Here is a 24671-nt window from a genome sequence, read left to right on the forward strand (position 1 = left end):
TTCATTTGCTTATCAAATCTGTGCGGGAGAGGTTACGTACATGAGTCCGGCACCCGCCGTCGTACCAGCATGCGGGGCGTGAGCCCTAACAATTCATTCAAGCCGAACCCGCTTCGCGGGTCGGCTTAATTCTGGTGTTAGCGCCCTATGGTGATTGGTCGCAACCGAGCCGTCCTTTTCGGAATCGCCGCCATTCTCGGCGTCGTTGGCATTCAAGCGTTCAATAGCTTCGCTTGCTATGGCCATGACTTTCTTGCTTTCCTGGCGGTCTTGGGCGTCTTTCTGATGGTTCCATTGCTCCCAGCAATCATTTCACTTGCCACTGCAAACCCACTAAGAGCGGTCGGGGCGTGCCTCTTGTTTGCACCGTGGCTTGTATTTTCCTATTACACTGATTGCGTCCGCCCATATGCCGGCGGTGGCGCCTCAATGATCTACGTAGCAGTCCTTTTGTGGGGCACACCGTGTTCAATCATCGGAGCGCTAATTACCGGCCCTGTCACTCGGATGTTCGGTGTTTGCGTTGGCGGGCGCTAACAGTTCACTCAAGCCGAACCCGCTTCGCGGGTCGGCTTAATTCAGGTGTTATGCGTGGGTCGGTGTTTTGGTGTTGTCGGCTTCGGTAATGCGGCGACTCCGTTGTGTCGCTGGCTTCGGCGTTGGTCGGCCGCTGGCGCAACTCGGCACCTGACTGTTTTCTGCTTCGCTTCACTCGTCTTCGGACATAGGGCGTCCGCGCCGCTTGGCACAAGGAGGGCTTCATGGCTTTCGGATCGGCGGCGCCGTCGACTTCGGCTGCAAAAGCCTGGGCCACTCACTGTCCCCACCCCATCCAGTGATTGTCCCTTCGCTCGGCTTTCCCGGCTAAGATCGCTTCGACAGTCCGGGGTACCTACTACCCAGGCTGCATAACAGTTCGTTCAAGCCGAACCCGCTTCGCGGGTCGGCTTAACTCAAGGTGTTAGGGGGCACTGGAAGCTCATGCGACTGCTGTTAGTTTTGGCCTTCATTTGCACGGCACTTGCCGGTTGCCTCTCTTTCGGCCCGGCTGATGGACAGATCTACGTCACCGGCTCCACGCCCTCTGATTCAAACTGCGCTCTTTCAGTCCGTGCAATTGGCTCCGGCGGCGCCGCTGTAGAGCGTGTGGTCGCCGGCAGCTTCCGCGAAAGCTTTATTGTCGGCCCCTCACGCAAAGGTCATCTTGCCTCTTTGCGCTGTGCTGGCACTGTTGTAGCTGACCGTAGCTTCAAGTACGGCAAGGATGTGCGTATCGGCGGGGAGCTTGCCATTGGCGGCGGTGCCCCCTAACAATTCATTCAAGCCGACCCCGCTTCGCGGGTCGGCTTAATTCAGGCGTTAGGCCGCAGATCGAGCTATGCAGACGCTCCAAAGAAATGTGGTTCTTGGTATCGGCCTCTTGTTCGTCCCCGTACTAGCTGAGCTAGTGGCAGCTGGTCTTGGTCAAAGTCCTGGTGTTGGTCTGAGCCTATTACTTTACTGGCCTTTCCACTTTGCTTTTGCGGGACTCGCGCTCCTGCTTTTCGCCGGACTCAATGCTCGACTATGTACACGGTCAGGAGGCTCAATGTCGCGAGGCATGTTGCTTGGAGCGATCTTTTCCGTTGTATGGTTTGCCTTAGCATTCATTGCTGTGGGCCAGTTGCACATAAGTCGCGGAGGTCAACTATGAGTGGGGTTCGCGGTAAATGCTGGCTGCGGCCTAACAATTCATTCAAGCCGAACCCGCTTCGCGGGTCGGCTTAATTCTGGTGTTAGGTGGCTGCAATGACATCCCGTGAAGTGCACATACTCTCGTACTTCTCGCTGCCGACTGATCTGGCTGCGTCTTTACAGAGTTGGCCCGAGTTTCAGGGCGGCAACGAGTATCACGTTGATCTATCGGACTCACGTGAGAAGGTAGCTGTCCGTCTCATCGAGTCAAATGACGAGTCACCGTACGTTTCGGTAGCCGGGCAAGGGAGCGGACGACTCTTCGATCAGGTTCTTGGCTTTGTCATTCACTCGTTGGCGGCTCATAGTGACAATCTGATGGTGGACCGTGTCAACTAGCACGCCAGGTGAATTAACACCCCAAGTGCAACACCCGTGATGTTTGCTGCAATCGTTGTTTCGGGGTCTGGAAGCCATAGCGTTTCCTCGGTCGTTGGTTGAGTTTAGCGACAACGGCGTTGCAGTCGGCTTGACGGATCCGTGCCAGGCTCTTTCCTTTCGGGAAGTACTGGCGCAGCAGGCCGTTGAAGTTCTCGTTGCTGCCACGCTCCCATGGGTGGTGCGGATAGGCGAAGTAGCAGCGGATGCCTGCGGCGTGCTCCAAGGCGCGATAGCCATGGAACTCCGTGCCGTTGTCCCACGTGATCGTCGTGAAGGGCAGCCCGCTGGTTTGCATGGCGCGGAGCGCGGCGCGATTGACCGCACTCACCGTGCGATGTGGCAGCTTCATCACCAACGCCAATCCCGTGCTGCGCTCAACCAGGGTCAGTAGGCAGTCCCGCTCGCCTGAGACACCCATCACCGTGTCGCCCTCCCAGTGCCCAGCCTCCTGCCGCCCTTCAACGGAACCGGGTCGCGTGTCGATCATCGGCTTGTTGGCCAGTTTCCCTCGTGTCTCCGGGCCATAGGTACGCTTACGTCGTCGCTTTCCTCCTTGCCGCAGGTGCTTGTACAGCAGCCCACCTTGCCGCTGGTCGCGGCGCACATGGCGGTAAATAGTCATGTGGCTGATCGACGCGCCGATCTGCTCAGGCAAGTGATGGGCGATCTGCTCCGGACTCCACTGTTGCTGCACCAGCAGGGATTCGACATGCGCGTACACGGCCTGCTCGTGTTGCTTCACGCGTCGGCTGCGGCGGCGTCGCCCATTGGCATGCTCCTGCGCCTTGCTGGGCACATACAGCGGACGGGGTTTGCCTTGCGCCACCGTCGCGTTGCGGCGAACCTCGCGACTGATCGTGCTGGGGTGGCGTTCCAGGATCCGGGCAATGCGGCGAAGCGAGCAGCCCTGCCGCTTGAGCACGGACAGGGTGTATCGTTCCGGCTCGGTGAGCTGGCAGTACATACGGGATCGTCTCTTGCCGGAGAAGTCCCTTCCAGTCTGCCAGCTCACCTCTTCACCGGGCGGCGCAGGTGTTGCACTTACTTTGTTAACCTGCGAGGCCTAACAATTCATTCAAGCCGAACCCGCTTCGCGGGTCGGCTTAATTCTGGTGTTAGACTTGCCATGAGAGCAGCATGCGGCTTGATGGTCTTGCTTCTTGGCACCACGCTGAGCGCATGCGCAGCTGGATCGCCTCCTAGCTGCTCTTCCGGGCTTGTCCCGGTATCTACTGTCACGCCCAAGCTGCCGCCCAAGCTGCACAACGAGTTCACTGGTAAAGCCCAGGTTTCTTTCGTCATTGATGCCGCAGGACACGTGCAGTCACCCGCCATCGTCTCTGCGGAGTGGCACCCTGTGGGCCGCAGTACTGGTCAACCCGTCGGCTACGACGAGGCAATTATCTCCGCCGTAGTCCAATGGCGTTATCCGCCCAGGCTGGACCGGCCAGCCTCTCGTAGACATCCGGACGCGATAACTGATGGCAATGACCGACGTGTTTATGGGCAGCAGCAAGCAGTACACGGATGAGCCCGCGTCCGAGCATCGTCGCCCCCCCCCCGCCGCGTGCAGGCGTAAGATCCCGTCCACCACCGGGAGACCACCATGCCGAACCTCCTGCGCAATATCGCGGCCGTGATTACCGGCCTTCTCGTCGGCAGCCTGGCCAACATGGCGATCGTCATGCTCGCGCCCGCGCTGGTTCCGCCGCCGCCTGGCGTCGACATGACCACTGCCGAAGGCCTGCAACAGGCCATGCCCCTGCTGCAGCCGAAGCACTTCATCGCGCCCTTCCTCGCCCATGCAGTGGGCACGCTGGTCGGGGCGCTGCTGGCCTACGGGATCGCCGGCAGCCGCAAGGCGCTGTTCGCCTGGGTGATCGGCGCGCTGTTCCTGTGCGGGGGGATTGCTGCGAGCTTGATGATCCCGGCGCCCACGTGGTTCAAGGCCGTCGACCTGCTGTTCGCCTACTTGCCGATGGCGTGGCTGGCTACCTTGATCGGCGCACGCACGCGCCGTTCCCGCATCGATTGATGCCCGAGGCGGGCTGCCCGACGACGCTCAGACGGCGTCGCGGGCCAGTTCGCGCAGCTTGCCTTCGTGCAGCTCCAGCACGCGGTCCAGCCTCCGTGCCAGGCGACGGTCGTGGGTTACCAGCACCAGACTGGTCTTGTGCGCACGATTGAGGTCGAGCATCAGCTCGAACACCGTCGCCGCCGTCTTCTCGTCCAGATTGCCCGTGGGCTCGTCGCCCAGCACGCAAGCCGGCTGGTTGACCAGCGCGCGTGCCACCGCGGCACGCTGACGCTCGCCACCGGACAGCTCGCCCGGCTTGTGCGTCAGCCGGTGGCCGAGGCCGACCGATTCCAGCAGCAATCTCGCCTTGCCCGACGCGGCTTCCACCCCCACGCCACCCAGCATCACCGGCATCATGACGTTCTCAAGCGCGGTGAACTCGGGCAGGAGGTGGTGGAACTGGTAGACGAAGCCGAGCGCCTGATTGCGCAGCTGGCCGCGTGCGGCGTCGGAGAGCGCCGACATCTTCTTGCCGGCGACATACACCTCGCCCGACGTCGGTGTGTCCAGACCACCGAGCAGGTGCAGCAGCGTGCTCTTGCCCGCGCCGGAGGCACCGACGATGGCGACGGTCTCGCCGGGTTGCACGTTGAGTTCCAGGCCGTCGAACACCGGCGTGCGCAGTTTGCCTTCGGCGTAGGTCTTGCCCAGCGCTTCGGCGTAAACCACGGCGGAACGGATGACCTCATTCATAGCGCAGCGCCTCCGCGGGCTGGGTGCGGGCGGCGCGCCACGCCGGATACAGCGTGGCCAGGAAACTCATCGTCAGTGCCACGGCCGCGATCGTCACGACTTCGCTGCCGCTCAGTTCGTACGGCAGCCCAGTGATGTAGTACACGTCGGGCGGGAGCAGCGTCACTTTGAACACCGCCTCGATGGCGGCCAGGATGTATTCCAGATTGATGGTCAGCAGGATGCCGCCGATCACGCCCAGCACCGTGCCCATCACGCCGATCAGCACGCCCTGCACCATGAACACCTGCATCACCCCACGCGGCGTCAGGCCGAGCGTGCGCAGGATGGCGATGTCGGCCTGCTTGTCGGTCACCAGCATCACCTGCGAATTCACCAGCGAGAACGCCCCCATCAGGATGATGAAGGACAGCAGGATGCCCATCACCGTCTTTTCCATCTTCAGCGAGTGGTAGAGGTTGGCGTTCTCGCTGGTCCAGTCGCTGATGCGGTACGGACCCTGCAACCGCAGCGCCAGGTCGCGCGCGACGTCCCAGGACTGGTACATGTCGTGCAGCTTCAGCCGTACGCCGGTGACGCCGTCGCCCATCCGCAGTACGCGCTGCAGGTCGCCCATGTGGACCAGCGCCAGGTTACGGTCCACGTCGTTGTGGCCGACCGAGAAGATGCCGCTGACGGTGAAGCGCTTGATCTTGGGCATCGCACCCATTGGCGTTCCTTGGAAGTCGCCGGCGGTGACCACGACGCTGTCGCCGACGCCGACGCGCAGCCACGCCGCCAGTTCCTGCCCGAGCAGGATGTGGAACTGGCCCGGCTGCAGCGAATCCAGTTTGCCCTGCTTCATCTTGTCGCCGATCACCGAAACCTTGGGCTCTTCGCCCGGCAGGATGCCGGTGACCAGCGCGCCCTGCGGATCGGCATTGCCGGTGAGCATGGCCTGCACGTGGATGAAGGGCGCGGCGCCCGAGACGCGGGAGTCGGCCATCGCGACCTTGGTTGCAAGCGGCCAGTCCTGCATCGCCTCGCCCGCGCCGCTGACCGTCGCGTGGGCGGTGGCCTGCAGCAGGCGATCACGTATCTCGCGCTGGAAGCCGCTCATCACCGACAGGGTGGTGATCAGGATCATCACGCCCAAGGCGATGCCGAGCACCGAGGCGAGCGAGATGAAGGAGATGAAACCGTTGCGGCGCTTGGCGCGGAGATAGCGCAGGCCGATGGCGACAGGAATGGGTTTGAACATGGGCCTATGGTGCCCGATCCCTCCGGTGTAGCCCAGCGTTCCCGTCGTCCGCAGCAAGCCGGAGTTCACGCCGTTTCGGGGCCGGCAGCGTGTCTGGCCACCAGGCCGCGTGGCGCCAAGGTCCCCCGGGGCTTTCCCTCCAGCGCAGGAACGCCAGCGGTCCCCGCCAGCGCAGCTGCGCCTCGATCATCGGATGGCCATCGACCGTCGGCACCCGGTCGTTGCCGGGAAACCAGAACGCCAGGAAGGGCTTCCGCCCTTCCCATCGCGCTCGCCACAGGCCGTACCCGAGTGCGGCTACGGCGGCAGGCCAGGCGAACGGACGTGGCATCTCGCTGGCAAGGAGGGACGCCGCGCCGAGCACGCCCAGCAGGACCAATGCCGCCTGCAGCAGGCGCGACGGCCGCCACTCAAGCCGGCAGTTGACGGATCCGTTCGACCAGCGCGGCGAGTTCCGCATCGGGACAGTGCTCGTAGCCCATGAACCAGCGCCAGAGCTTATCGTCCTCGCAATCGAGCAGGCGTAGGAAAACCACCCGCTGCGGCTCGGATTCGGTCGCCCAGCAACGCGCCAGGTAGCGATCGAACAACTGGTCCAGCTCGCGCATGCCGCGGCGGCAGCGCCAGCGGATACGCTTGAGTTCGGGATCGTCGCTCATGCTGCCCCCAGCACGAGGGCCAGGCGCACCCAGAACGCGATCAGCGCCAGTGTGGCCAGCGCATAGGCCACGAAGCGGGTCATGACGTGGTTGAACGTGCAGTGGACCACGCTGTGCACGGCGCGCAAGGCGACGAAGGCCCACGCCAGCGCGATCGACGCGGCGTCCGCCACGCCGATCTGCGCGGCAAGCAGCACGCCGGCGTAGAACAGCACCGGCAACTCGAACAGGTTGCGGAAGTTGTCGGATGCCCGGGTGTCGACCAGCAGGCGCACCGAATCGGCGGCACTGGCCAGTGCCTGGGAATCGATGCGCTTGCGCGCCATCTCGCCGAGCCGCAGCTGGTACAGCCTCACCCACACCAGCAAGGTCAGGCCGGCCATCGCCACCGCGGGCCAGAGGATCGCCGTGGCGGATGCATCGGCCATGCGGTCAGGCGCGACGCGCCATCATCAACTTTTTGATCTCGGCGATCGCCAGCGCGGGGTTCAGGCCCTTCGGGCAAGTGCGCGCGCAGTTCATGATGGTGTGGCAGCGATACAGCTTGAACGGATCTTCCAGATCGTCCAGGCGCGCCCCGGTGTCTTCGTCGCGCGAGTCGATGATCCAGCGGTACGCCTGCAGCAGGATCGCTGGCCCCAGGTAACGCTCGCCGTTCCACCAGTAGCTCGGACAGCTGGTCGAGCAGCAGGCGCACAGGATGCACTCGTACAGGCCGTCCAGCTTCTTGCGGTCTTCCGGCGACTGCAGGCGCTCGCGGTCCGGCGGCGCCGGGGTCTGCGTGCGGATCCATGGCTTGATCGAGGCGTACTGCGCGTAGAAATGGGTCAGGTCCGGCACCAGGTCCTTCACCACGTCCATGTGCGGCAGCGGATAGATCGGCACTTCGGCCTTGCCGCAGTCGCCGATGGCCTTGGTGCAGGCCAGCGTGTTGGTGCCGTCGATGTTCATGGCGCACGAGCCGCAGATGCCTTCGCGGCAGGAGCGGCGGAACGTCAGCGTGGGATCGATCTCGTTCTTGATCTTGATCAGCGCGTCCAGGACCATCGGCCCGCACTTGTCCAGATCGATCTCGTAGGTGTCGGTGCGCGGATTGGCGCCGTCGTCCGGGTTCCAGCGGTACACCTTGAAGGTGCGCACGTTCTTGGCGCCCTTCGCGGGGAAGTGCTTGCCCTTGGTGACGCGCGAGTTCTTCGGGAGCGAAAATTCGGCCATGGCTTTAAGTCCGTGATTCGTGATGAGTGATTAGTGATTCGAAGATGCGGATGGCGGCACCTGGAGCGGCCGGCGAATCACCCATCACGAATCACCATTCACGGCTTTAGTAAACGCGCGGCTTCGGCGGCACCACGTCCACGTCGTTGCTGAGCGTGTACATGTGCACGGGGCGGGAATCGAAGCTGCACGTGCCGTCGTCGGCGACGTTGACCAGCGTGTGCTTCTGCCAGTTCTCGTCGTCGCGCTCGGGGAAGTCCTCGTGCGCGTGCGCGCCGCGGCTCTCGTGGCGCTGTTCGGCCGAGTTGATCGTGGCCACGGCGTTGAGCAGCAGGTTGTGCAGCTCGTAGGTCTCGATCAGGTCCGAGTTCCAGACCAGCGAGCGGTCGCTGACCTTGACGTCCTGGAAGCTGGAGAAGATGTCGGCCATCTTGTCGCAGCCTTCCTTCAGCGTTTTGCTCGTGCGGAAGACCGCGGCATCGGCCTGCATCGTGCGCTGCATGTTGTCGCGGATTACCGAGGTGGGCGTGTCGCCGTTGGCGTTGCGCAGCTTGTCCAGGTGCGACAGCGCCTTGTCGCAGGCGTCGCCCGCCAGCGGCTTGTGCGCCGACCCGCTCTTGATGGTCTCGGCGCAGCGGTTGGCCACCGCACGACCGAACACCACCAGGTCCAGCAGCGAGTTGGAGCCGAGGCGATTGGCCCCGTGCACCGACACGCAGGCAGCCTCGCCGATCGCGTACAGGCCCGGCACCACCGCATCCGGATTGTCGCCGACCTTGCGCACGACTTCGCCGTGGTAGTTGGTCGGGATGCCGCCCATGTTGTAGTGCACGGTCGGGATGACCGGGATCGGCTGCTTGGTCACGTCCACGCCGGCGAAGATGTGGGCGCTCTCGGCGATGCCGGGCAGCTTCTCGTTGATCACTTCCGGACCCAGGTGGGTCAGGTCGAGCAGGATGTGGTCCTTGTGCTCGCCCACGCCGCGGCCTTCGCGGATCTCGATGGTCATCGAGCGGCTGACCACGTCGCGCGAGGCCAGGTCCTTGTAGTGCGGGGCGTAGCGCTCCATGAAGCGCTCACCGTTACTGTTGCGCAGGATGCCGCCTTCGCCACGCACGCCCTCGGTGATGAGGCAGCCGGCGCCATAGATGCCGGTGGGATGGAACTGCACGAACTCCATGTCCTGCATCGGCAGGCCGGCACGCATCACCATGCCGCCACCGTCGCCGGTGCAGGTGTGCGCGGAGGTCGCCGAGAAGTAGGCACGGCCGTAGCCGCCGGTCGCCAGCACCACACCGTGGGCGCGGAACAGGTGCAGGGTGCCGGTGGCCATGTCCAGGGCGAGCACGCCGCGGCAGGCGCCTTCCTCGTCGAAGATCAGGTCCAGCGCGAAGTACTCGACCATGAAGCGCGCATCGTGCGCCAGCGACTGCTGGTACAGCGTGTGCAGCATGGCGTGGCCGGTACGGTCGGCCGCGGCGCAGGTGCGCTGCGCCGGCGGGCCCTCGCCGAACTTAGTGGTCATGCCGCCGAACGGGCGCTGGTAGATCTTGCCGTCCTCGGTGCGCGAGAACGGCACGCCGTAGTGCTCCAGCTCGATGATGGCCGGGATGGCCTCGCGGCACATGTACTCGATGGCGTCCTGGTCGCCCAGCCAGTCCGAGCCCTTGATGGTGTCGTAGAAGTGGTAGCGCCAGTCGTCCTCGCCCATGTTACCCAGCGCGGCGGAAATGCCGCCCTGCGCCGCCACGGTGTGCGAGCGGGTCGGGAAGACCTTGGTCAGGCAGACGGTCTGCAGGCCCTTGGCCGCCAGGCCGAAGGTCGCGCGCAGGCCGGCACCGCCGGCGCCCACCACGACCATGTCGTACTTGTGTTCGGTGATCTTGTAAGCGGACATGCGGCTCAATTCCCCAGCGCGATGCGGGCCACGGCGAAGACGCTCACGATGGCGCCCAGCACGGCGATGAACTTGACGGTGGTCTGCACGGCGAGCGCGAGCAGCGAGTTGTGGATGTAGTCTTCCAGGATGACCTGCAGGCCCAGCTGCGCATGCCAGAACATGGCGACCAGGAATCCCACCAGCAGCATGGCGTTCCAGGGCTTGGCGATGGCGGCGGTGGCGGTCACGTAATCCGCGCCGGCCAGGCTCAGCACGAACACCAGGAACCACAGCGTCAGCGCGACCAGCGCGGTGGCGGTCAGGCGCTGGTGCACGAAATGTTCGGTACCGGTCTTGGCCGAGCCCAGGCCGCGTGCATTCTTGATGGGCGTACGGAAGTTGCTCATGCGCCAGCTCCCAACAGCACATAGGCCCACACCAGGGCCGTGATGACCAGGCTGCCGATCACCGACAGCCAGCTGCTGCGCACGAACGTGGCGATGCGGTAGCCGATGGCGAAGTCCTGCACGATGTGGCGGATGCCGTTGCACAGGTGGTAGGCGAAGGCCCAGGTCCAGCCGAACAGGAACAGCTGGCCGTACCAGGCACCGGCGATGCCGGTGACGCAGTTCCAGGCATCGGGGCCGATCATCAGGGCCACCAGGCCTGCGGTGATCAGCAGCGCACCGGCGGCCAGCACGATGCCGGTGGCGCGATGCAGGATGGAGGTCACCATCTGGATCTGCCAACGGTAGACCTGCAGATGGGGGGAAAGCGGACGTTGTGGAGTCGCCATTCGTTGCGCTCGTTGTCTCGGCTGGGCGGTTGGACCGCGTTGGCTTTACGTACGCTGCTCAGAAATCGATGCAGCGGCCGTTCTTTTCCCAATCCCCGTAACGCGTGGGCTCGGGCCCGTCGCGGCCGCCGATCTCCTTCTGCACGGCCGAATCTCCCGTACCTGCACCTGTGGTCGGCGGCGCGGTGTCGGACGGCTGTGTTCCGGAATCGGGGTCGGGGATCGGGGGAGTTTGACCTATCATGGCGGTCTCGCAACGCACAAAATTTTAATCCCCGCCCCCGTGGCTGACAACCTTTCCCGTACCAGTCCACCGGTTTTCGCCCTTCCCGATCACGCCGTGGTCGCGCTGGAAGGGCCCGATGCCATGGCATTCGCCCATGCCCAGTTCGCCAACGATGTCGCGTCGCTCGCGCCCGGGCACTGGCAGTGGAATGCGTGGCTGACACCGAAGGGACGCGTGATGGCAGTGTTTGCGCTCGTCCGGCGCGCCGACGACCTGCTCTGGCTGGTGCTGCCCGACCATCCCGCCGAGGCGCTTGCCGATGCGTTGCGGCGTTTCGTGTTTAGACGAAAGTTGAAGATCGCGGTACCGGAAGGCATCGCCGTCGGCGGTGCGTTCGCCGCGCCGGAGCGGGCCCTGGGCGCCGCGTTCGACGGGGAAAGTGGCGCGCTAGAACTCGATCTCGGTGGCGACGGCGGCCCACGCACATGGCGGATCGGCCCCGCGGCGGCGGAAGATCCCGTGGCGCAGGCCGCATGGCGGATCGCCGACCTGCGTCACGGCCTGCCCCGCCTGTCCGCTTCGCAGCGCGAACAGTGGACGCCGCAACAGCTCGCCCTGGACCGGCTGTCCGCGTACAGCGTCAAGAAAGGCTGCTATCCCGGCCAGGAAATCGTCGCGCGCACCCACTTCCTCGGCAAGGCCAAGCGCTCCCTGCACTGCTTTGTCACAGCGCACAGGATGGACGAGGGGATGCCGGTGCGGGAGGGCGAGCGCGACATCGGCGAGGTGGCCTGCGTAGCACACGATGGCGAAGGCAGCGTGCTGCTCGCGGTGATGCCGCTGGAACACCCCGGTACCGGCCTGACGGTCGAGGGGCATCCCCTCGTGAGGCAACCTCTGCTGGATGGCCTGCGCCGCTGAGCGGCTGCCTGCGTGGCGATTGATCCACGTCAATGACGCGGCACCGGACGTGCCTAGACTGCCGTTACTCCGGCATCAGGACACGCGCATGCAGCATGACGTCATCATCATCGGCGCCGGCCCGACCGGCCTGTGCCTGGCCAAGGCGCTGTGCGATCTCGACCTGAAGGTGGCGCTGGTGGAACGCCAGCCGCGCGCGGCGATCGCCGAGCCCGCATTCGACGGCCGCGAGATCGCCCTGACCCACGCCTCGATGCGCCTGCTGCGCGAACTCGGCCTCTGGCAGCACCTGCCGGAGGACGAATGCTCGCCGCTGCGCGCGGCGCGGGTGATGGAAGGCGACGGCCTGCACGACATGCGCATCGAGGCGACGCTGGCGGGCAAGCCGGCACTGGGCATGCTGGCGCCCAATCACCGCATCCGCGAGGCCGCCTGGCGGGTGGCCTGCGATCTGCCCGGGCTGGACCTGTTCGACGATGTGCGCATCCATGCGGTCCGCACGACCGACGACCACGCCGAAGTGATCCTCGGCGATGGCCTGCGCCTGGAAGCCCCCCTGCTGGTCGCGGCCGACAGCCGGTTCTCCGAGACACGGCGCGCGATGGGCATCGCGGCGGACCAGTACGATTTCGGCAAGAGCATGCTGGTCTGCCGGATGCACCACGAGCAGCCGAACCGCGGCGTGGCCTGGGAGTGGTTCGGCCACGGGCAGACCCTGGCGCTGCTGCCGCTGCGGGAGCACCTGTCCTCGGTCGTGGTCACCCTGCCCGACAACGCGTCACGGCGACTGGCCGCGCTCGACGTGGATGCCTTCGCATGCGAGATGGAACAACGTTATGGGCACCGCCTCGGGCACATGCGCCTGGAGAGCAGTCGGCACGTGTATCCGCTGGTCGGCGTCTACGCGCGCCGCTTCGTCGGACGCCGATTCGCGCTGGCAGGCGACGCGGCGGTGGGCATGCATCCGGTGACGGCACATGGCTTCAATCTGGGCCTGGCCAGCGTGGAGCGGCTCGCCGACCTGGCGCGCGAGGCACTGCGATGGGGAGGTGACCTGGGCGGTGCCGGGGGCCTGGCCCGCTACGAGCGCCGCCACCGCCGCGGCTCCCGTCCGCTCCATCTGGCGACCCGCGCCATCGTCGAGCTGTACACGAACGACCGCGCGCCCGCGCGCCTGGTGCGCGAATCCCTCCTGCGGGCGGGGCGGCGGCTCACGCCGTTCCGGCGCGTCCTGGCGCATACGCTGGCCGACGAACGCCCCCTGGACCGCCATCCGCTGCAGCGTCTGCGCGACGGCCTGGAGCGCCTGCGACCGTAGCGCGCGCCGCGCGCACGACCTCACGGGCGGTTGACGGACATGGCGTCGTGCGCATCCGCACGCTACGCGGCGAGCCAGGCGTCGAATCGATCGAGGAAGGACTGCAGTCGCTTGCGCAGGCGCTCATCGGTGACCAGGCCGTCCGCGTCGATCTGCCCTTCGCGGTACTGGATGGCGATTTCCGGCTGTGGCAGCACCGCGACATCCACCGCCGCCAGCACGTTGCGCAGATGCTGCTGCGCCGACACCGTGCCGTGCGCTCCGGGCGACGTGCCGATCACGCCGGCGCGCTTGCCGGCGAACGAATTGCTGCCGCCCGGGCGGGTGCCGATGTCGATGGCATTCTTCAGCACGCCCGGGATGGAGCGGTTGTACTCCGGCGTGACGAACAACAGGGCATCGCAGGCTTCCACCTGCTGCTTGAAACGCAGGCCCGCCGCCGGGAAATCGCCATCGTCGTCCTGGTTGTAGAGCGGCAGGTCGCCGATGCCGATCTCCTCGAACGCGAAGCGGTCGCCCGCCAGCGCCTGTACGGCGCCGGCCAGCTGGCGATTGAACGAGCCGGCGCGCAGGCTGCCGATGATGACGCCGATGCGATGGGTGACCATGTGCGTTCCTCGGGGGATGGGGACGGCCATCATGCCAGCCGGTCGGCCGCTGCGACGATGTCCTCGTCGCCGGGCAAGACCAGGAATGCGGCGCCCGCCAGCGGCGTGTAGGTATCCGCACCGACCACGCGCTGGAACGGCGTGGCCGCGTACCCCGCTTCGGCGATGGCGGTGATGACCCCCTCGCCCACCCCGGCGGCATGACGACCTTCGTCCACCACCAGGAGGCGCTTCGCCGTTTTCGCCTGGTCGGCGATGAAGGTCGCATTGAGCGGCACCAGCCAGCGCAGGTCGACCACGCGCACCTTCCAGCTGTGTTTCTTTTCGATGCTGCGCGCGGCGCGCAGGCTCATCGGCACGCCGTTGCCGTAGGTGAAGACGACCAGATCATCGGCGCCCTTGCCGTACACGCGCCCCTCGCCCAGCGCCATCGCCTCGTCCTGCGCGGGATACGGGAACAGCCATTGGCCATCGCCGGCCTCGTGCAGGTCCTTGGTCATGTACAGCGCGATCGGCTCCAGGAAGATCGACACGCGGCCGTCCACCTTCGCAAGCGCCGCCAGCGTGCGCAGCATGGTGGCCGCATCGTCGCCGCGCGACGGACAGCCCACGACCAGGCCGGGAATGTCCCGCAGTGCGGTGATCGAGTTGTCGTTGTGGAAGTGGCCGCCGAAGCCGCGCTGGTAGCCCAGCCCGGCGATGCGCACGACCATGGGGTTGCGGTACTGGTTGTTGCTGAAGAACTGCAGGCTGGCCGCCTCGCCGCGGATCTGGTCGCAGGCGTTGTGGAAATACGCCAGGTACTGGATCTCCGGGATCGGCAGCATGCCGAGGTTGGCGTAGCCCTGCGCCAGGCCGAGGATCATCGTCTCGTCCAGCAGCGTATTGAACACGCGCGTGCCCTTGAACGCCTTCTGCAGGCCCTTGGTCACCGTGTAGACGCCGCCCTTCTGGGCCACGTCCTCGCCGAACAGCAGCGTCTCCGGGTACTTGCAGAACAGGTCGTGCAGCGCGTTGTTGATCTGGATGGCCAGATGGCGCGGCGGCAGCGTCTCCGGCAGCTTGTCCTCGCTGCCGAAGGCGGCGACGCGCGTCTCGTGAGGTGCGGTGCGCGCCGCTTCCTTCGCCACGGCATCCGGCGTGTACGGCGCCAGCGGTGCCATCACGTGGTCCAGCGTGGTGATGCGAGGCCGACGATCCGCATCCTCGGCGGCGGCGAAGCAGCGCGTGCGCGTGGCTTCGTACAGGTCCAGCAGTGCCTCCTTCGACAACAGCCCGGATTCCAGCGCGATCGCCGCCGAGCGCAGCAACGGATCGGTGGCCTCCACGGCGCACAACTCCTCCAGGGGCCGCCATTCGATCTCGAAGTCGGTACCGGCGTGACCCATGATGCGCGTGGTGCGCAGGTGCAGGAACGTCGGGCGGCGCGTGCGGCGGCAATGCTCGACCGCCGCCTGCACCTGCCCGTAGCCGGTCGCCAGGTCCAGGCCGTCGGCATGGAAGTAGTCCAGGTCCCTGCGGTCGCGGAAATTGCGCCCGATCCAGCCGTCCGGCGTCTTCACCGAGATACCGATGCCGTTGTCCTCGCAGACGAACAGCACCGGCGCCGGCAGCGTCTGGTACGCGGTCCAAGCAGCGGCGTTGAAGGCGGTCTGTGCGGTGGCATGGTTGCTCGACGCATCGCCGAACGAGCAGATCGCGATGCTGTCGTCGGGGATGGGCAGCGCATGGCCGATGCGGCGCGCCTGTTCGATGGCCACGGCCGTGCCCAGCGCCTTCGGCAGATGCGAGGCGATGGTCGAGGTCTGCGGCAGCACCCACAACGGCTTGCTGCCCCATACCTTGTGGCGACCGCCGGAGGCGGGGTCCTCGGCGCTCGCCGCGAAGCTCAGCGCGGAATCCATCACCGGATCCATGCCCGGCAGCTTGCGGAAGCGCTCGGCCATGAAACCGCCGCTGCGGTAATGCAGGAAGGCCGGATCGGTATGCCGCGTCAGCCGCGCGACCATCGCGTTGCCTTCGTGGCCGGAGCTGCCGATGGTGTAGAAGACCTTGTTCTGCACGCGCAGCACGCGCGCCATCAGGTCGAGATGCCGGGAGATCAGCTGGGATTCCAGCAGTTCGATGAACCCCTTTGCGTCCAGCGCACTACCTGGCAGGACCGCATCGCCGGGCGCCGGCCTGACACCGACGTGTCCGTTCCATTCCTTCACGAACTCGATGAAGTTCTGGTCGCAGATCTCGGCGCGGTTGAGGCCCTTCATGCGGGCAGGAATGGGAGGATGTGCCGTCATGTGTTCGCTCGGTCTCGGGAAGACACCAGGCGCGCCGCGACCTCGTCGCTGACGCCCGGCATGGGGACGAAACCCGGCGTGGCGCGCACGCGCGCCAGCCAGTCGGTGATGTACGGATACGCGGCAAGGTCGAAACCGCCGTCGTCCGCGCAGTGGGTGTAGGCGAACAGCGCGATGTCGGCCACGCCGTAGTCGTCGCCGGTGAACCAGGCCGCGCCTTGCAGGTGCTTCTCCATCACGGCCAGCGCCTGGGCGCCGCGTTCCTGCAGGCGAGGCAGGTCGGCGCGGCGCGGCGAGTCGAGGGGCGTCCAACCGCGGATGAAACGCGCCACCGCGATGTAGGGCTCGTGGCTGTACTGCTCGAAGAACAGCCAGCTCAGCGCCTGCGCCCGCTGCCAGACATCGGCGGGCAGCAGCGGCGTGCCTTCTGCCAGCCAGCAGAGGATCGCGTTCGACTCCACGAGGACGGCGCCATCGGCGCGTTCCAGCATCGGCACCTTGCCGTTCGGGTTCTTCGCGAGATACGCGGGCGTGCGGGTACCGCCGTTCGCGCTGTCGACTTCCGTCCACGCATACGGACGTCGCAGCTGCTCGAGCAGCAGGCGCACCTTGTGGCAGTTGCCCGACCTGGACATGCCATGGACGGTGACGGACTCAGGCGACATGCGGGTGCTCCGGCGACGGGGAAATGCGGGCGGCCTTGGCGAGGTCCTTGTCGCGGCCGAACGCGAGCAGGATGCGGCGCTGGTCGAGCAGCGTCGGGATGCGCACGGCGTGGCCGGCGATATCGAGGCGCAGGTCGTGGTGCACGCGGAGTGTTTGCCAGCCGGAGGCCGTCATCACCTCCAGGCCACCCATCACTTCGAGCGGCATGGGCAGATGCGTGAAGCGCGAAAACGCGGAACGGAAACGCGCCTCGTCCGCCGGCTGGAACTGCGCATCGACGTGGTCGATCCACGCTTCGCGCAACCTCAGCGCATCGTTCCGGCTGCACAGCACGTCGATATCCTGAGGCACGATGCCCGGGATGCCGGCCAGGGCCATCGCGGCGCTGCCGATGATCCACCAGGGATCGCGGAACGTCCGCGCGATCTGCGGCAGGGCATCGTGCAGGCCTGCGTGCAGCGCGGACGTGGGACTCACGGATGTGCGGCCCTGCGTGCCTGCCACTGCGCGCGTGTCTGGCCCCACACCTCCACCGGTTTTTCATGATGGGGTTCGGGCAGGCGATCCATGCGCCAATAGGTCGACCCGAGTTTGGCGGCCACCGCCTTCGAGTTGGCGTTCTGCGGGTCGATGGTGTGGATCACCTCCTGCCAGCGCAGGTGCTCGAACGCCCACCCGATGCTCGCGCTCGCCGCTTCCGGCGCATAGCCGCGCCCCCAGGCCTCGCGTGCGATGCTCCAGCCGACCTCGGTGCCCGGCCACCCTTCGGGCTGCCAGGGCCCGACGCGACCGACCCAGCGGCCACTGGTCTTCTCGATCACCGAAAACATGCCGAAACCCTGCAGGTGCCAACTACCCAGCGTCGCCGCGAGACTGCGCCATGCGGGCGAGCGCGCCTGCACGCCACCGATGTAGCGCGTGGCCTCCCCGTCGGCACCGAACGCCGCCCATGCCTCGTAATCCTCCTGCCGCGGCAGCCGCAGCAACAGGCGTGGGGTTTCGATTTGGAAGCGGGAAAGGTCCATCGCCACCACAGCAAGTCAACGGGAAGGCCGGGGCGAGCGGCGGCACAGGCGACCACTGCCGCGTCCGCCGCCGGTTGAAGCGCGTCAGAACGCGTTGATGCCCGTCAGTTCTCGTCCGATCACCAGTTGGTGCACGGTTTCCGTGCCTTCGTAGGTGATCACCGATTCAAGATTCAGGGCGTGGCGGATGGCGGCGTGCTCGGTGGTGATGCCGGCACCGCCGAGCAGGTCGCGGCATTCGCGCGCAATGTCGATGGCCATGCGGCAGTTGTTCCACTTCGCCAGCGACACCTGCGCCGGCGCCATCGTGCCGGCATCCTTCAGGCGACCCAGTTGCAGCGACAGCAGCTGCGCCAGGGTGATGCGGCGCGCCATGTCGGCCATCTTGATCTGCGCGCTCTGCGTGGCCGCCACCGGCCGGTCGAACAGGATGCGTTCCTTGGTGTAGGCCAGCACTTCGTCGAGGCAGGCGATGGCCGCCCCGATCGGACCCCAGGTGATGCCGTAGCGGGCCTGGGTCAGGCAGCCCAGCGGACCCTTCAGGCCCTTGACGTTCGGCAGGCGGCTGCTGTCGGGTACCCGTACATTGTCGAAGAACAGCGCGCTGGTCACCGAGGCGCGCAGGCTCATCTTGTGCTTGATCTCCTGCGCGGTGAAGCCGGCCATGCCCTTCTCGAGCAGAAAGCCCTGGATCCCGTCATCGGTCTGCGCCCACACGATGGCGATGTCGGCCAGGTTGCCGTTGGTGATCCACATCTTCGAGCCGTTGATCACCCAGTCGTCGCCATCGCGGCGTGCGGTGGTCTTCATGTTGGCCGGGTCGGAACCGCCGTGCGGTTCGGTCAGGCCGAAGCAGCCGATCACCTTGCCGGCCGCCATGTCCGGCAGCCAGCGCTGGCGCTGCTCTTCGCTGCCGTAGGCGTAGATCGGATACATGCACAGCGAGGACTGCACGCTGACGAAACTGCGGATGCCGCTGTCGCCGCGTTCCAGCTCCTGGCAGATCAGGCCGTAGCTGACCGCATTGAGGCCGGCACAGCCGTACTTCTCAGGCAGCGAGGAGCCCAGCAGGCCCAGTTCCGCGATTTCCGGGACCAGTTCCTTCGGGAACCGGCCCTGGTCGAAGGCGTCGCCGATGATCGGCCGTACGCGCTCGTCCGTGAAGCGTGCGACGGCGTCCTGGACGGCGCGCTCCTCTTCGGTCAGCAGCGAACGGACGTCGAAAAGGTCGTACGGATTCAAGGCCATGTGCGTCGCCAGCGGGAGTCGTCCACCGCATTGTATGCGGTGCCCGTCGGCACCGGTAAGCGCCAGTCCGCACAGCAAAGGCCGGCGAAACGCCGGCCTTTGCGGGGTGCCACGTTGAAACGCAGGCCTTGCGGGCCGACTGCCTCAGCCCTGGTCGGGCGCGTCGACGCGGGCGGTCTGCGTCACCACCTGGCCATCGATCACGGGCAGGCGGTCGCCCGGCTTCTGGTCCAGACGGATGGTCTTGTCCTGGCCCTCGAAGCGGTAGGTCACGTCGTAGCCGATGACCTTGTCGGTGGTCCCCAGCGCGATGCGGCTACCCGGCTTGCTGTCCATGCGCATGGTGCCGGTGGACCCGTCCGGGTTGCGGTAGGTCACGTTGTAGCCGGTGACGCGCGAGGATTCGGACGTGGCGTTCTCGGTGTGGCACTGGCGTTCGGTACGGCTGACGACCCGGCCACCGACGTGGCGCTTGTCCACCGTATTGCCGATGGCGCCACCGGCCACCGCACCGGCGACCGTGGCCGCCTTCTTGCCGCTGCCGCCGCCCACCTGGTTGCCCAGCAGGCCACCGATCACCGCGCCGGCGACCGTGCCGCCGACGTTGCCGTCGCGCTCCGGCAGGCGCTCCTGCACCACCACGTCCTCGCAGACCTCGCGCGGCGTGCTGGTCGTGGTGGTCTCGCGCACCGCTTCGGTACCGATGACCGTGGCGTAGAGCTTCTCCGAACTGGTGACCGGATCGGCCTTCACCACCGTGGCGTACTGCAACGTCCCCGTCGGGATCTCGTTGCCGGTGGCCGCCGTGTCGTCCGCGATCAACGAGCCGTCGGCTGCCGTCACCAAACCGTCCTGCGCGGTCGGCCCCTTGTCGCCCCCCTTGAGAAATGCGGCGGTGGCCACGCCACCCACCAGCAGCGCGCCGACGGCGACTAGAATCGTTGTGGTGTTGCTCTTCATCGCTGCCTCCAGGTCGGGCTGTGCCCGGTTCACGTTGGTCATCATTGCACCACCGCGAACCTGAACCAAGTACCGGCCAATGGCCACGAAAAACAACGAAAAATGAACGCGTCCGTTACCGGGAGATCATGCTAGCGTGGCGCCATCCTCGTTTTTCGCAGGTACGCCACGATGCCCAGTCCCTTGCTGCTTCCCGTGCTCGAATGGGCGCGCAGGCTGCGTTATCCCACCCTGTTCAAGATCACCGCGGCGCTGTTCGTGATCAGCGTGCTGCTGCCGCCCGGGCTGGATCCCATCCCGCTGCTCGACGAGATGCTGTTCGGCCTCGGCACGCTGTTGCTCGCCAACTGGAAGCGTCGCAAGGATCCGCCCTCGTCGCTCGAGGCGCGCGACGCGCACCGCTGATCCCATGCTGGTCGACAGCCACAGTCATCTCGATGCACCGGAGCTGGACGCCGATCGCGACGCGGTGGTCGCGCGTGCGCGCTCTGCGGGCGTGACCCGCCAGGTGGTGCCTGCGGTAACCGCGGCGTCGTGGCCGAAACTGCGTGATGTGTGCAGGCTGGACGCCGGCCTGTTCGCGGCCTACGGCCTGCATCCGATGTATCTGCCGGAGCATCGTCCCGCACACCTCGACGAACTGCGCGCCTGGATCGAACGCGAGCGGCCCGTGGCGATCGGAGAGTGCGGCCTGGACTTCTTCGTCGACGGCCTGGATGCGGACGCGCAACAGCACTACTTCGATGGCCAGTTGAGGCTTGCGCGCGAGTTCGATCTTCCGCTGATCGTGCACGCACGGCGCGCGGTGGATGCTGTGATCGCCTCCATACGGCGCGTCGGCGGCCTGCGCGGCGTGGTGCACAGCTTCTCCGGGAGTGCGGAGCAGGCACGGCAGCTGTGGCAGGCCGGTTTTCTGGTCGGCCTGGGCGGACCGGTGACCTACGAGCGTGCGAATCGGCTGCGGACGTTGGCCGCGACGCTGCCACTGGAGCAGTTGTTGCTGGAAACCGATTCGCCGGACCAGCCCGATGCGGCCATCCGCGGCCAGCGGAACGAACCGGCACGTCTGCCGGTGATCCGCGATGTCATCGCAGGGTTGCGCGGGATCCCGCCCGACGAGCTGGCCCGTGCCACCACGCGGAACGCGGAACGGCTGTTCGCGCTGCCCTCCCCCGGCTGAGGCTCATCGCGCCGCCGTCGCGCCGTCCGCAAGCCCGGGCGTCCACGCGTGATAGCCCTTGACCACGATGCGCCACGCGTCACCACGGCGCAGCAGGGTCATGTGGTCCAGCGCCTTCATGTCGGGATAGTCCAGTTCGATGACCGCGGTCGCGACATCGCCGGTCACGGTGATCTGCCGGATGCGGCGCTTGCGCTGCGCCTCGTCCGCCGGCACACGACCGCTGGAGGAGACGTCGATGTACTCACGCGCGGGCCAGTGGCGGTAACGGTCATCCTTGATGCCAACCAGCACGGCATCCTCCGCGAACGCCCGCTCGAAGTGGCGGCGCTGGCCGGTGGCATGGCCGTCCAGGTATGCCTGCAGCGGCACGCGCACCGCGGCCACGTCATCGCCGCTGACGCGGTCGACGTTGTCCGCCGCCACCGCGACGACCACCTTGCCGCGGGTCGTGCCGGCGCGATTGTGCTGCTGCGCCTCGACGATCTGCGACAGCGGATACAGGCCGTCGATGTGGACGCGCAGCTGTCCGGCCGCGATCAGGGGCGCCACCCCCGCGAGGCCGGCTTGCACATCCCATGCGGGCGCCGGCGGGCATGCGATGCGGCCGGACGCGCACAGCGCGGCGGGGACCTGCCCGACCAGCGTGACCAGCCGTCCGCCGTCGCGCAGCACGGCGGGCGAGCGCGCCAGCGTGTCGCCTCCCACGGTATCCACGACGATCTCCATGCCGCGTGCCGCGTCCTCGAAGCGGACGCTGCGGTAATCGATCACCGCATCGGCGCCCAGGGCGCGCAGGTAGTCGTGGTTGCGCGCCGACGCAGTGGCGGTCACATGGGCGCCACGCGCCTTCGCGAGTTGCACGACCATCGATCCGACCCCGCCCGCCCCGCCATGCACCAGCACCCGGTCTCTGGACCGGACCTCGGCCGCGCCGACCAGATAGCGCCACGCCGCGACCGCCACGGTCGGATACGCCGCGGCTTCCTGCAGGGTGAACGCAGCCGGCGCGGGCACGACGGCCGCGACCGGCGCGGCCACATAGTCCGCATAGCTGCCTGATCGCTCGCGCGGATCGACGATGCCGGCAACGCGATCGCCACAGGCGAACGCGGTCACGCCTGCGCCGACGGCGACCACCTCGCCGGCGAAGTCGCCGCCGGGCGTCGCGGGAAACGGCAGGCGGCCGGCTTCCTGCAGCTTCCAGTCGACGGGATTGACGCTCGCATAGTGCACGCGCACCAGGACATCGCCCGCCGCCGGCACCGGTACAGGAACGCGTTCGACGCGCAACGCATCCGGTCCTCCGGCGGCGTGGATGCGCGCGGCCTGCATGGTGTCGGGAATCGCGGGACAGGCCTGGGCCATGGCAGCCCACGGCAGCAGACCGGCGAACATCAACAGGAGACGGGCGGACATGCGGGCGACTCGCACCAGAAGGGGCGCGCACTATCGCGCCCCACGACCGCCGTGCACAGACGGCGTGCGCCAGAGTGTCGCGCGGCCGCGCCGGAACGATCCGACCGAGCCGTCAACCGACGGTGGCGGACGCCCTGCGCGGTTTCAGCAGCAGTTCCAGCGCCTTGCCGGCCATGGCGAAGGCGAAGGCCCCGGTGATGTGCGTGGCGGCCCCCAGTCCCACGCCGCAGTCCAGCTTCAAGGCGGCATCGGCGCCGAGCTGCGGACGCAGGCCGCAGACCGTGCCGTCGGCCTGCGGATAGTTGACGTTCTCCAGCGAATAGACCGCCTGCACGCCGAAGTAGCGATCCTTGTTCTTCGGGAAGTTGAACTCGGCGCGCAGTTTCTTGCGCACCAGCGCGAGCAACGCATCATGCTCGGTACGCGACAGGTCGCGCAGCCTGATCTGGGTGGGATCGGTGCGTCCGCCGGCCGAGCCGGATACCACGATCGGCAGCTTGCGCCGGCGGCACCAGGCGATCATCTCGACCTTGACGCGGAAACTGTCGCAGGCATCGAGCACCAGGTCGAATCCGCGATCCAGCAGGTCGGCCATGTTGGTCGACGTGAGGAACTGCGGCACCGCTTCCACATGGATCAGCGGATTGATCGCACGACAACGCTCGGCCATCGCCTCGGCCTTGTTGCGTCCGTAGTGCCCTTCCAGCGCGGGCAACTGGCGGTTGGTATTGGACACGCAGATGTCGTCCGCATCGATCAGGGTCAGGTGGCCCACGCCCGAGCGTGCCAGCGCTTCCACCACCCACGAGCCCACACCGCCCATGCCGACGATGGCCACGCGCGATGCCGCATAGCGTTCGGTCGCGCCCACGCCGTAGAGACGATCGATACCGGCGAACCGGTCCCGGAGTTCTTTCTTCATGTCACCAGTGTAAGCCGTGGCGCAAACCGTGACGGCCGTCGTACCATCGCCGCGTCATCCACAGGAGCCCGCCGCATGGCCAGCCAGCCCGAGACCAAGAAGCCGTCCGCCGCTTCGCGCTACTTCTTCCTCTTCCTCATCGGCCTGGTGGTGGGCGCCATCTGCACGGTCATGGCCCTGCGTGCGCTGCAGGCCAGGCAGGACAAGTTCCCCGACAGCGTGATGCACGTGATGGCCAAGCATTCCGGCCTGCTGGCCGACAAGGTGAAGCAGAACCGCTGCGCCGCCACCGACACCATTCCCCACGTGCGCACGCTGCGGGCGATGGCGAACGATCTTGAGATGGCGTTTCCCGGCATCGCGGACGACCAGCGCTTCAAGACCCACACCAGCCAGTTCCGTGCGGATCTTGATGCCGCCCTGAGCGCACCCCCGACCGACTGTGCCGCCGCCGGCGCGCTGGTCGAGAAAGTCGGCGCCGACTGCAAGGCCTGCCACCAGGATTTCCGCGGATAGCCCGTGCGGCGCGACTGAATCGCACCTGACATCCGGGCCGCGCGAGCGGCCCGATTGTCATGATGTTCACGCGCTCGTGTGGAGCATGCGCCACGAAAGGCTTCCCCCTGATCGGCGGCCTCACCATCCACAGGAGATACCCATGAACATGCGTCTGCTCGCCATCGGCTTGACCGCCACCGTCGCCCTCGCCGGTTGCGCCAGCACATCGCCGGGCTACGGCAGCGGCGGCTACAACAACGGCGGCTACAGCAGCGCCCCGGCCAACCGCTATTGCGCGGACTGCGGCATCGTGGAGCGCATCGATGTAGTGCCGTCGGGCCGCAGCGCGCCGTCGGCCACGGGCGCGGTGCTGGGCGGCATCGTGGGCGCGGTGGCGGGTCGCCAGATCTCCGACCGTACCGGTGGCAGCGAGGGCAACAAGAACGTGTCCACCGTCGCCGGTGCGGTTGCCGGTGCAGCGGCAGGCAATGCCATCCAGAACCGCACCACCGGCGACACCTACAACGTCACCGTCCGTATGGACGACGGTCGCCGCGTGACCATCAACCAGCGCGACCTGGGCGGCGTGCGCGAGAACACCTACGTGCGCATCCAGAACGGGCGCGTGGTGATCCGCTGATCGCAGCGGCCTCATCCGTGCAAAGAAAAAGCCCGGCATCGGCCGGGCTTTTTCGTGGGAGCACGCGCTGGA

General features: G+C 66.6%; 27 protein-coding genes. 8 read left to right on the forward strand and 19 right to left on the reverse strand.

The window, feature by feature from the left end:
• Positions 1-981 precede the first annotated feature (981 nt).
• A complete protein-coding gene (locus tag VGN58_RS04630; protein ID WP_327482159.1) occupies positions 982-1311 on the forward strand; it encodes a hypothetical protein in 330 nt (109 codons plus the stop codon).
• A 775-nt stretch (positions 1312-2086) separates the two neighbouring features.
• Here the strand turns inward: VGN58_RS04630 and VGN58_RS04635 are convergent.
• Entirely contained in the window at positions 2087-3079 is a 993-nt protein-coding gene (locus tag VGN58_RS04635; RefSeq protein ID WP_327482160.1) for an IS30 family transposase, read from the reverse strand.
• A 642-nt stretch (positions 3080-3721) separates the two neighbouring features.
• Between VGN58_RS04635 and VGN58_RS04640 the strand changes: the two genes are divergently transcribed.
• Entirely contained in the window at positions 3722-4150 is a 429-nt protein-coding gene (locus VGN58_RS04640) for a hypothetical protein (protein ID WP_327482161.1), read from the forward strand.
• A 27-nt stretch (positions 4151-4177) separates the two neighbouring features.
• Here VGN58_RS04640 and lolD read toward each other — a convergent pair whose 3' ends face one another.
• The 9 genes from lolD to VGN58_RS04685 all read right to left on the reverse strand — a co-directional run bounded on the left by lolD (position 4178) and on the right by VGN58_RS04685 (position 10918).
• Positions 4178-4885, reverse strand: a complete 708-nt coding sequence (gene lolD, locus VGN58_RS04645) for a lipoprotein-releasing ABC transporter ATP-binding protein LolD (RefSeq protein ID WP_327482162.1) — start codon at positions 4883-4885, stop codon at positions 4178-4180.
• A complete protein-coding gene (locus VGN58_RS04650; protein WP_327482163.1) occupies positions 4878-6125 on the reverse strand; it encodes a lipoprotein-releasing ABC transporter permease subunit in 1248 nt (415 codons plus the stop codon). The genes lolD and VGN58_RS04650 overlap by 8 nt, the downstream gene beginning before the upstream one ends.
• A gap of 410 nt (positions 6126-6535) precedes the next feature.
• Complete coding sequence (locus tag VGN58_RS04655; RefSeq protein ID WP_162109200.1) at positions 6536-6784, reverse strand: succinate dehydrogenase assembly factor 2; 249 nt, start codon at positions 6782-6784, stop codon at positions 6536-6538.
• A complete protein-coding gene (locus VGN58_RS04660) occupies positions 6781-7212 on the reverse strand; it encodes an MAPEG family protein (RefSeq protein ID WP_327482164.1) in 432 nt (143 codons plus the stop codon). Before VGN58_RS04660 ends, VGN58_RS04655 begins: the two co-directional genes overlap by 4 nt.
• 4 nt (positions 7213-7216) lie before the next feature.
• Positions 7217-7999 carry a succinate dehydrogenase iron-sulfur subunit gene (locus VGN58_RS04665; RefSeq protein WP_055944159.1) on the reverse strand — a complete coding sequence of 261 codons (783 nt, stop codon included), beginning with the start codon at positions 7997-7999 and terminating at the stop codon, positions 7217-7219.
• A gap of 106 nt (positions 8000-8105) precedes the next feature.
• On the reverse strand, positions 8106-9896 hold the full coding sequence (sdhA, locus tag VGN58_RS04670; protein ID WP_327482165.1) for a succinate dehydrogenase flavoprotein subunit: 1791 nt from the start codon (positions 9894-9896) through the stop codon (positions 8106-8108).
• A 5-nt stretch (positions 9897-9901) separates the two neighbouring features.
• On the reverse strand, positions 9902-10285 hold the full coding sequence (sdhD, locus tag VGN58_RS04675) for a succinate dehydrogenase, hydrophobic membrane anchor protein (protein ID WP_327482166.1): 384 nt from the start codon (positions 10283-10285) through the stop codon (positions 9902-9904).
• Positions 10282-10674: a succinate dehydrogenase, cytochrome b556 subunit gene (gene sdhC / locus VGN58_RS04680; RefSeq protein WP_327482167.1), complete on the reverse strand. Its 393-nt coding sequence runs from the start codon at positions 10672-10674 to the stop codon at positions 10282-10284. The genes sdhD and sdhC overlap by 4 nt, the downstream gene beginning before the upstream one ends.
• A 58-nt stretch (positions 10675-10732) precedes the next feature.
• Complete coding sequence (locus VGN58_RS04685; protein WP_327482607.1) at positions 10733-10918, reverse strand: DUF1674 domain-containing protein; 186 nt, start codon at positions 10916-10918, stop codon at positions 10733-10735.
• A gap of 39 nt (positions 10919-10957) precedes the next feature.
• On the opposite strand from VGN58_RS04685, the gene VGN58_RS04690 reads away from it, so the two are divergent.
• Positions 10958-11821 carry a YgfZ/GcvT domain-containing protein gene (locus VGN58_RS04690; RefSeq protein WP_414710749.1) on the forward strand — a complete coding sequence of 288 codons (864 nt, stop codon included), beginning with the start codon at positions 10958-10960 and terminating at the stop codon, positions 11819-11821.
• A gap of 88 nt (positions 11822-11909) precedes the next feature.
• Positions 11910-13139, forward strand: coding sequence for a 5-demethoxyubiquinol-8 5-hydroxylase UbiM (gene ubiM, locus VGN58_RS04695; RefSeq protein ID WP_327482168.1), 1230 nt, complete (start codon positions 11910-11912; stop codon positions 13137-13139).
• A 62-nt stretch (positions 13140-13201) separates the two neighbouring features.
• Here the strand turns inward: ubiM and VGN58_RS04700 are convergent, their stop codons facing one another.
• From VGN58_RS04700 to VGN58_RS04730, 7 genes are all read right to left on the reverse strand, one after another.
• Positions 13202-13747, reverse strand: coding sequence for an NADPH-dependent FMN reductase (locus VGN58_RS04700; RefSeq protein ID WP_327482169.1), 546 nt, complete (start codon positions 13745-13747; stop codon positions 13202-13204).
• Positions 13748-13776: 29 nt separating this feature from the next.
• Complete coding sequence (locus VGN58_RS04705; RefSeq protein WP_327482170.1) at positions 13777-16041, reverse strand: thiamine pyrophosphate-dependent enzyme; 2265 nt, start codon at positions 16039-16041, stop codon at positions 13777-13779.
• Complete coding sequence (locus VGN58_RS04710) at positions 16038-16706, reverse strand: glutathione S-transferase family protein (protein ID WP_327482171.1); 669 nt, start codon at positions 16704-16706, stop codon at positions 16038-16040. Before VGN58_RS04710 ends, VGN58_RS04705 begins: the two co-directional genes overlap by 4 nt.
• Positions 16696-17184: a hypothetical protein gene (locus VGN58_RS04715; protein ID WP_327482172.1), complete on the reverse strand. Its 489-nt coding sequence runs from the start codon at positions 17182-17184 to the stop codon at positions 16696-16698. The genes VGN58_RS04710 and VGN58_RS04715 overlap by 11 nt, the downstream gene beginning before the upstream one ends.
• Positions 17181-17732, reverse strand: a complete 552-nt coding sequence (locus tag VGN58_RS04720; protein WP_327482173.1) for a GNAT family N-acetyltransferase — start codon at positions 17730-17732, stop codon at positions 17181-17183. The genes VGN58_RS04715 and VGN58_RS04720 overlap by 4 nt, the downstream gene beginning before the upstream one ends.
• An 84-nt stretch (positions 17733-17816) precedes the next feature.
• Positions 17817-18980 carry an acyl-CoA dehydrogenase family protein gene (locus VGN58_RS04725; protein WP_327482174.1) on the reverse strand — a complete coding sequence of 388 codons (1164 nt, stop codon included), beginning with the start codon at positions 18978-18980 and terminating at the stop codon, positions 17817-17819.
• 144 nt (positions 18981-19124) lie between these two features.
• Positions 19125-19940: a glycine zipper 2TM domain-containing protein gene (locus tag VGN58_RS04730; protein ID WP_327482609.1), complete on the reverse strand. Its 816-nt coding sequence runs from the start codon at positions 19938-19940 to the stop codon at positions 19125-19127.
• Between the two features lie 171 nt (positions 19941-20111).
• Here VGN58_RS04730 and VGN58_RS04735 point away from each other — a divergent pair, with 171 nt between their 5' ends.
• Together VGN58_RS04735 and VGN58_RS04740 are read left to right on the forward strand one after the other, a co-directional pair.
• Positions 20112-20345 (forward strand): DUF6116 family protein, encoded by a 234-nt coding sequence (locus tag VGN58_RS04735; RefSeq protein ID WP_327482175.1) that lies wholly within the window; start codon positions 20112-20114, stop codon positions 20343-20345.
• 4 nt (positions 20346-20349) lie between these two features.
• The gene (locus VGN58_RS04740) at positions 20350-21120 is read left to right on the forward strand and encodes a TatD family hydrolase (protein WP_327482176.1); all 771 of its coding nucleotides are present in this window, start codon (positions 20350-20352) and stop codon (positions 21118-21120) included.
• A gap of 3 nt (positions 21121-21123) precedes the next feature.
• On the opposite strand, the gene VGN58_RS04745 is transcribed toward VGN58_RS04740, so the two are convergent.
• Positions 21124-22539 carry a nuclear transport factor 2 family protein gene (locus tag VGN58_RS04745; RefSeq protein ID WP_327482177.1) on the reverse strand — a complete coding sequence of 472 codons (1416 nt, stop codon included), beginning with the start codon at positions 22537-22539 and terminating at the stop codon, positions 21124-21126.
• A gap of 112 nt (positions 22540-22651) precedes the next feature.
• Positions 22652-23461 carry a tRNA threonylcarbamoyladenosine dehydratase gene (locus VGN58_RS04750; RefSeq protein ID WP_327482178.1) on the reverse strand — a complete coding sequence of 270 codons (810 nt, stop codon included), beginning with the start codon at positions 23459-23461 and terminating at the stop codon, positions 22652-22654.
• A gap of 75 nt (positions 23462-23536) precedes the next feature.
• Here VGN58_RS04750 and VGN58_RS04755 point away from each other — a divergent pair, with 75 nt between their 5' ends.
• Complete coding sequence (locus tag VGN58_RS04755) at positions 23537-23977, forward strand: cytochrome c (RefSeq protein WP_327482179.1); 441 nt, start codon at positions 23537-23539, stop codon at positions 23975-23977.
• Between the two features lie 142 nt (positions 23978-24119).
• On the forward strand, positions 24120-24599 hold the full coding sequence (locus VGN58_RS04760) for a glycine zipper 2TM domain-containing protein (protein ID WP_327482180.1): 480 nt from the start codon (positions 24120-24122) through the stop codon (positions 24597-24599).
• Positions 24600-24671 lie beyond the last annotated feature (72 nt).

The organism is Pseudoxanthomonas sp. (assembly GCF_035999195.1).
Classification (GTDB): Bacteria; Pseudomonadota; Gammaproteobacteria; order Xanthomonadales; family Xanthomonadaceae; genus Pseudoxanthomonas_A.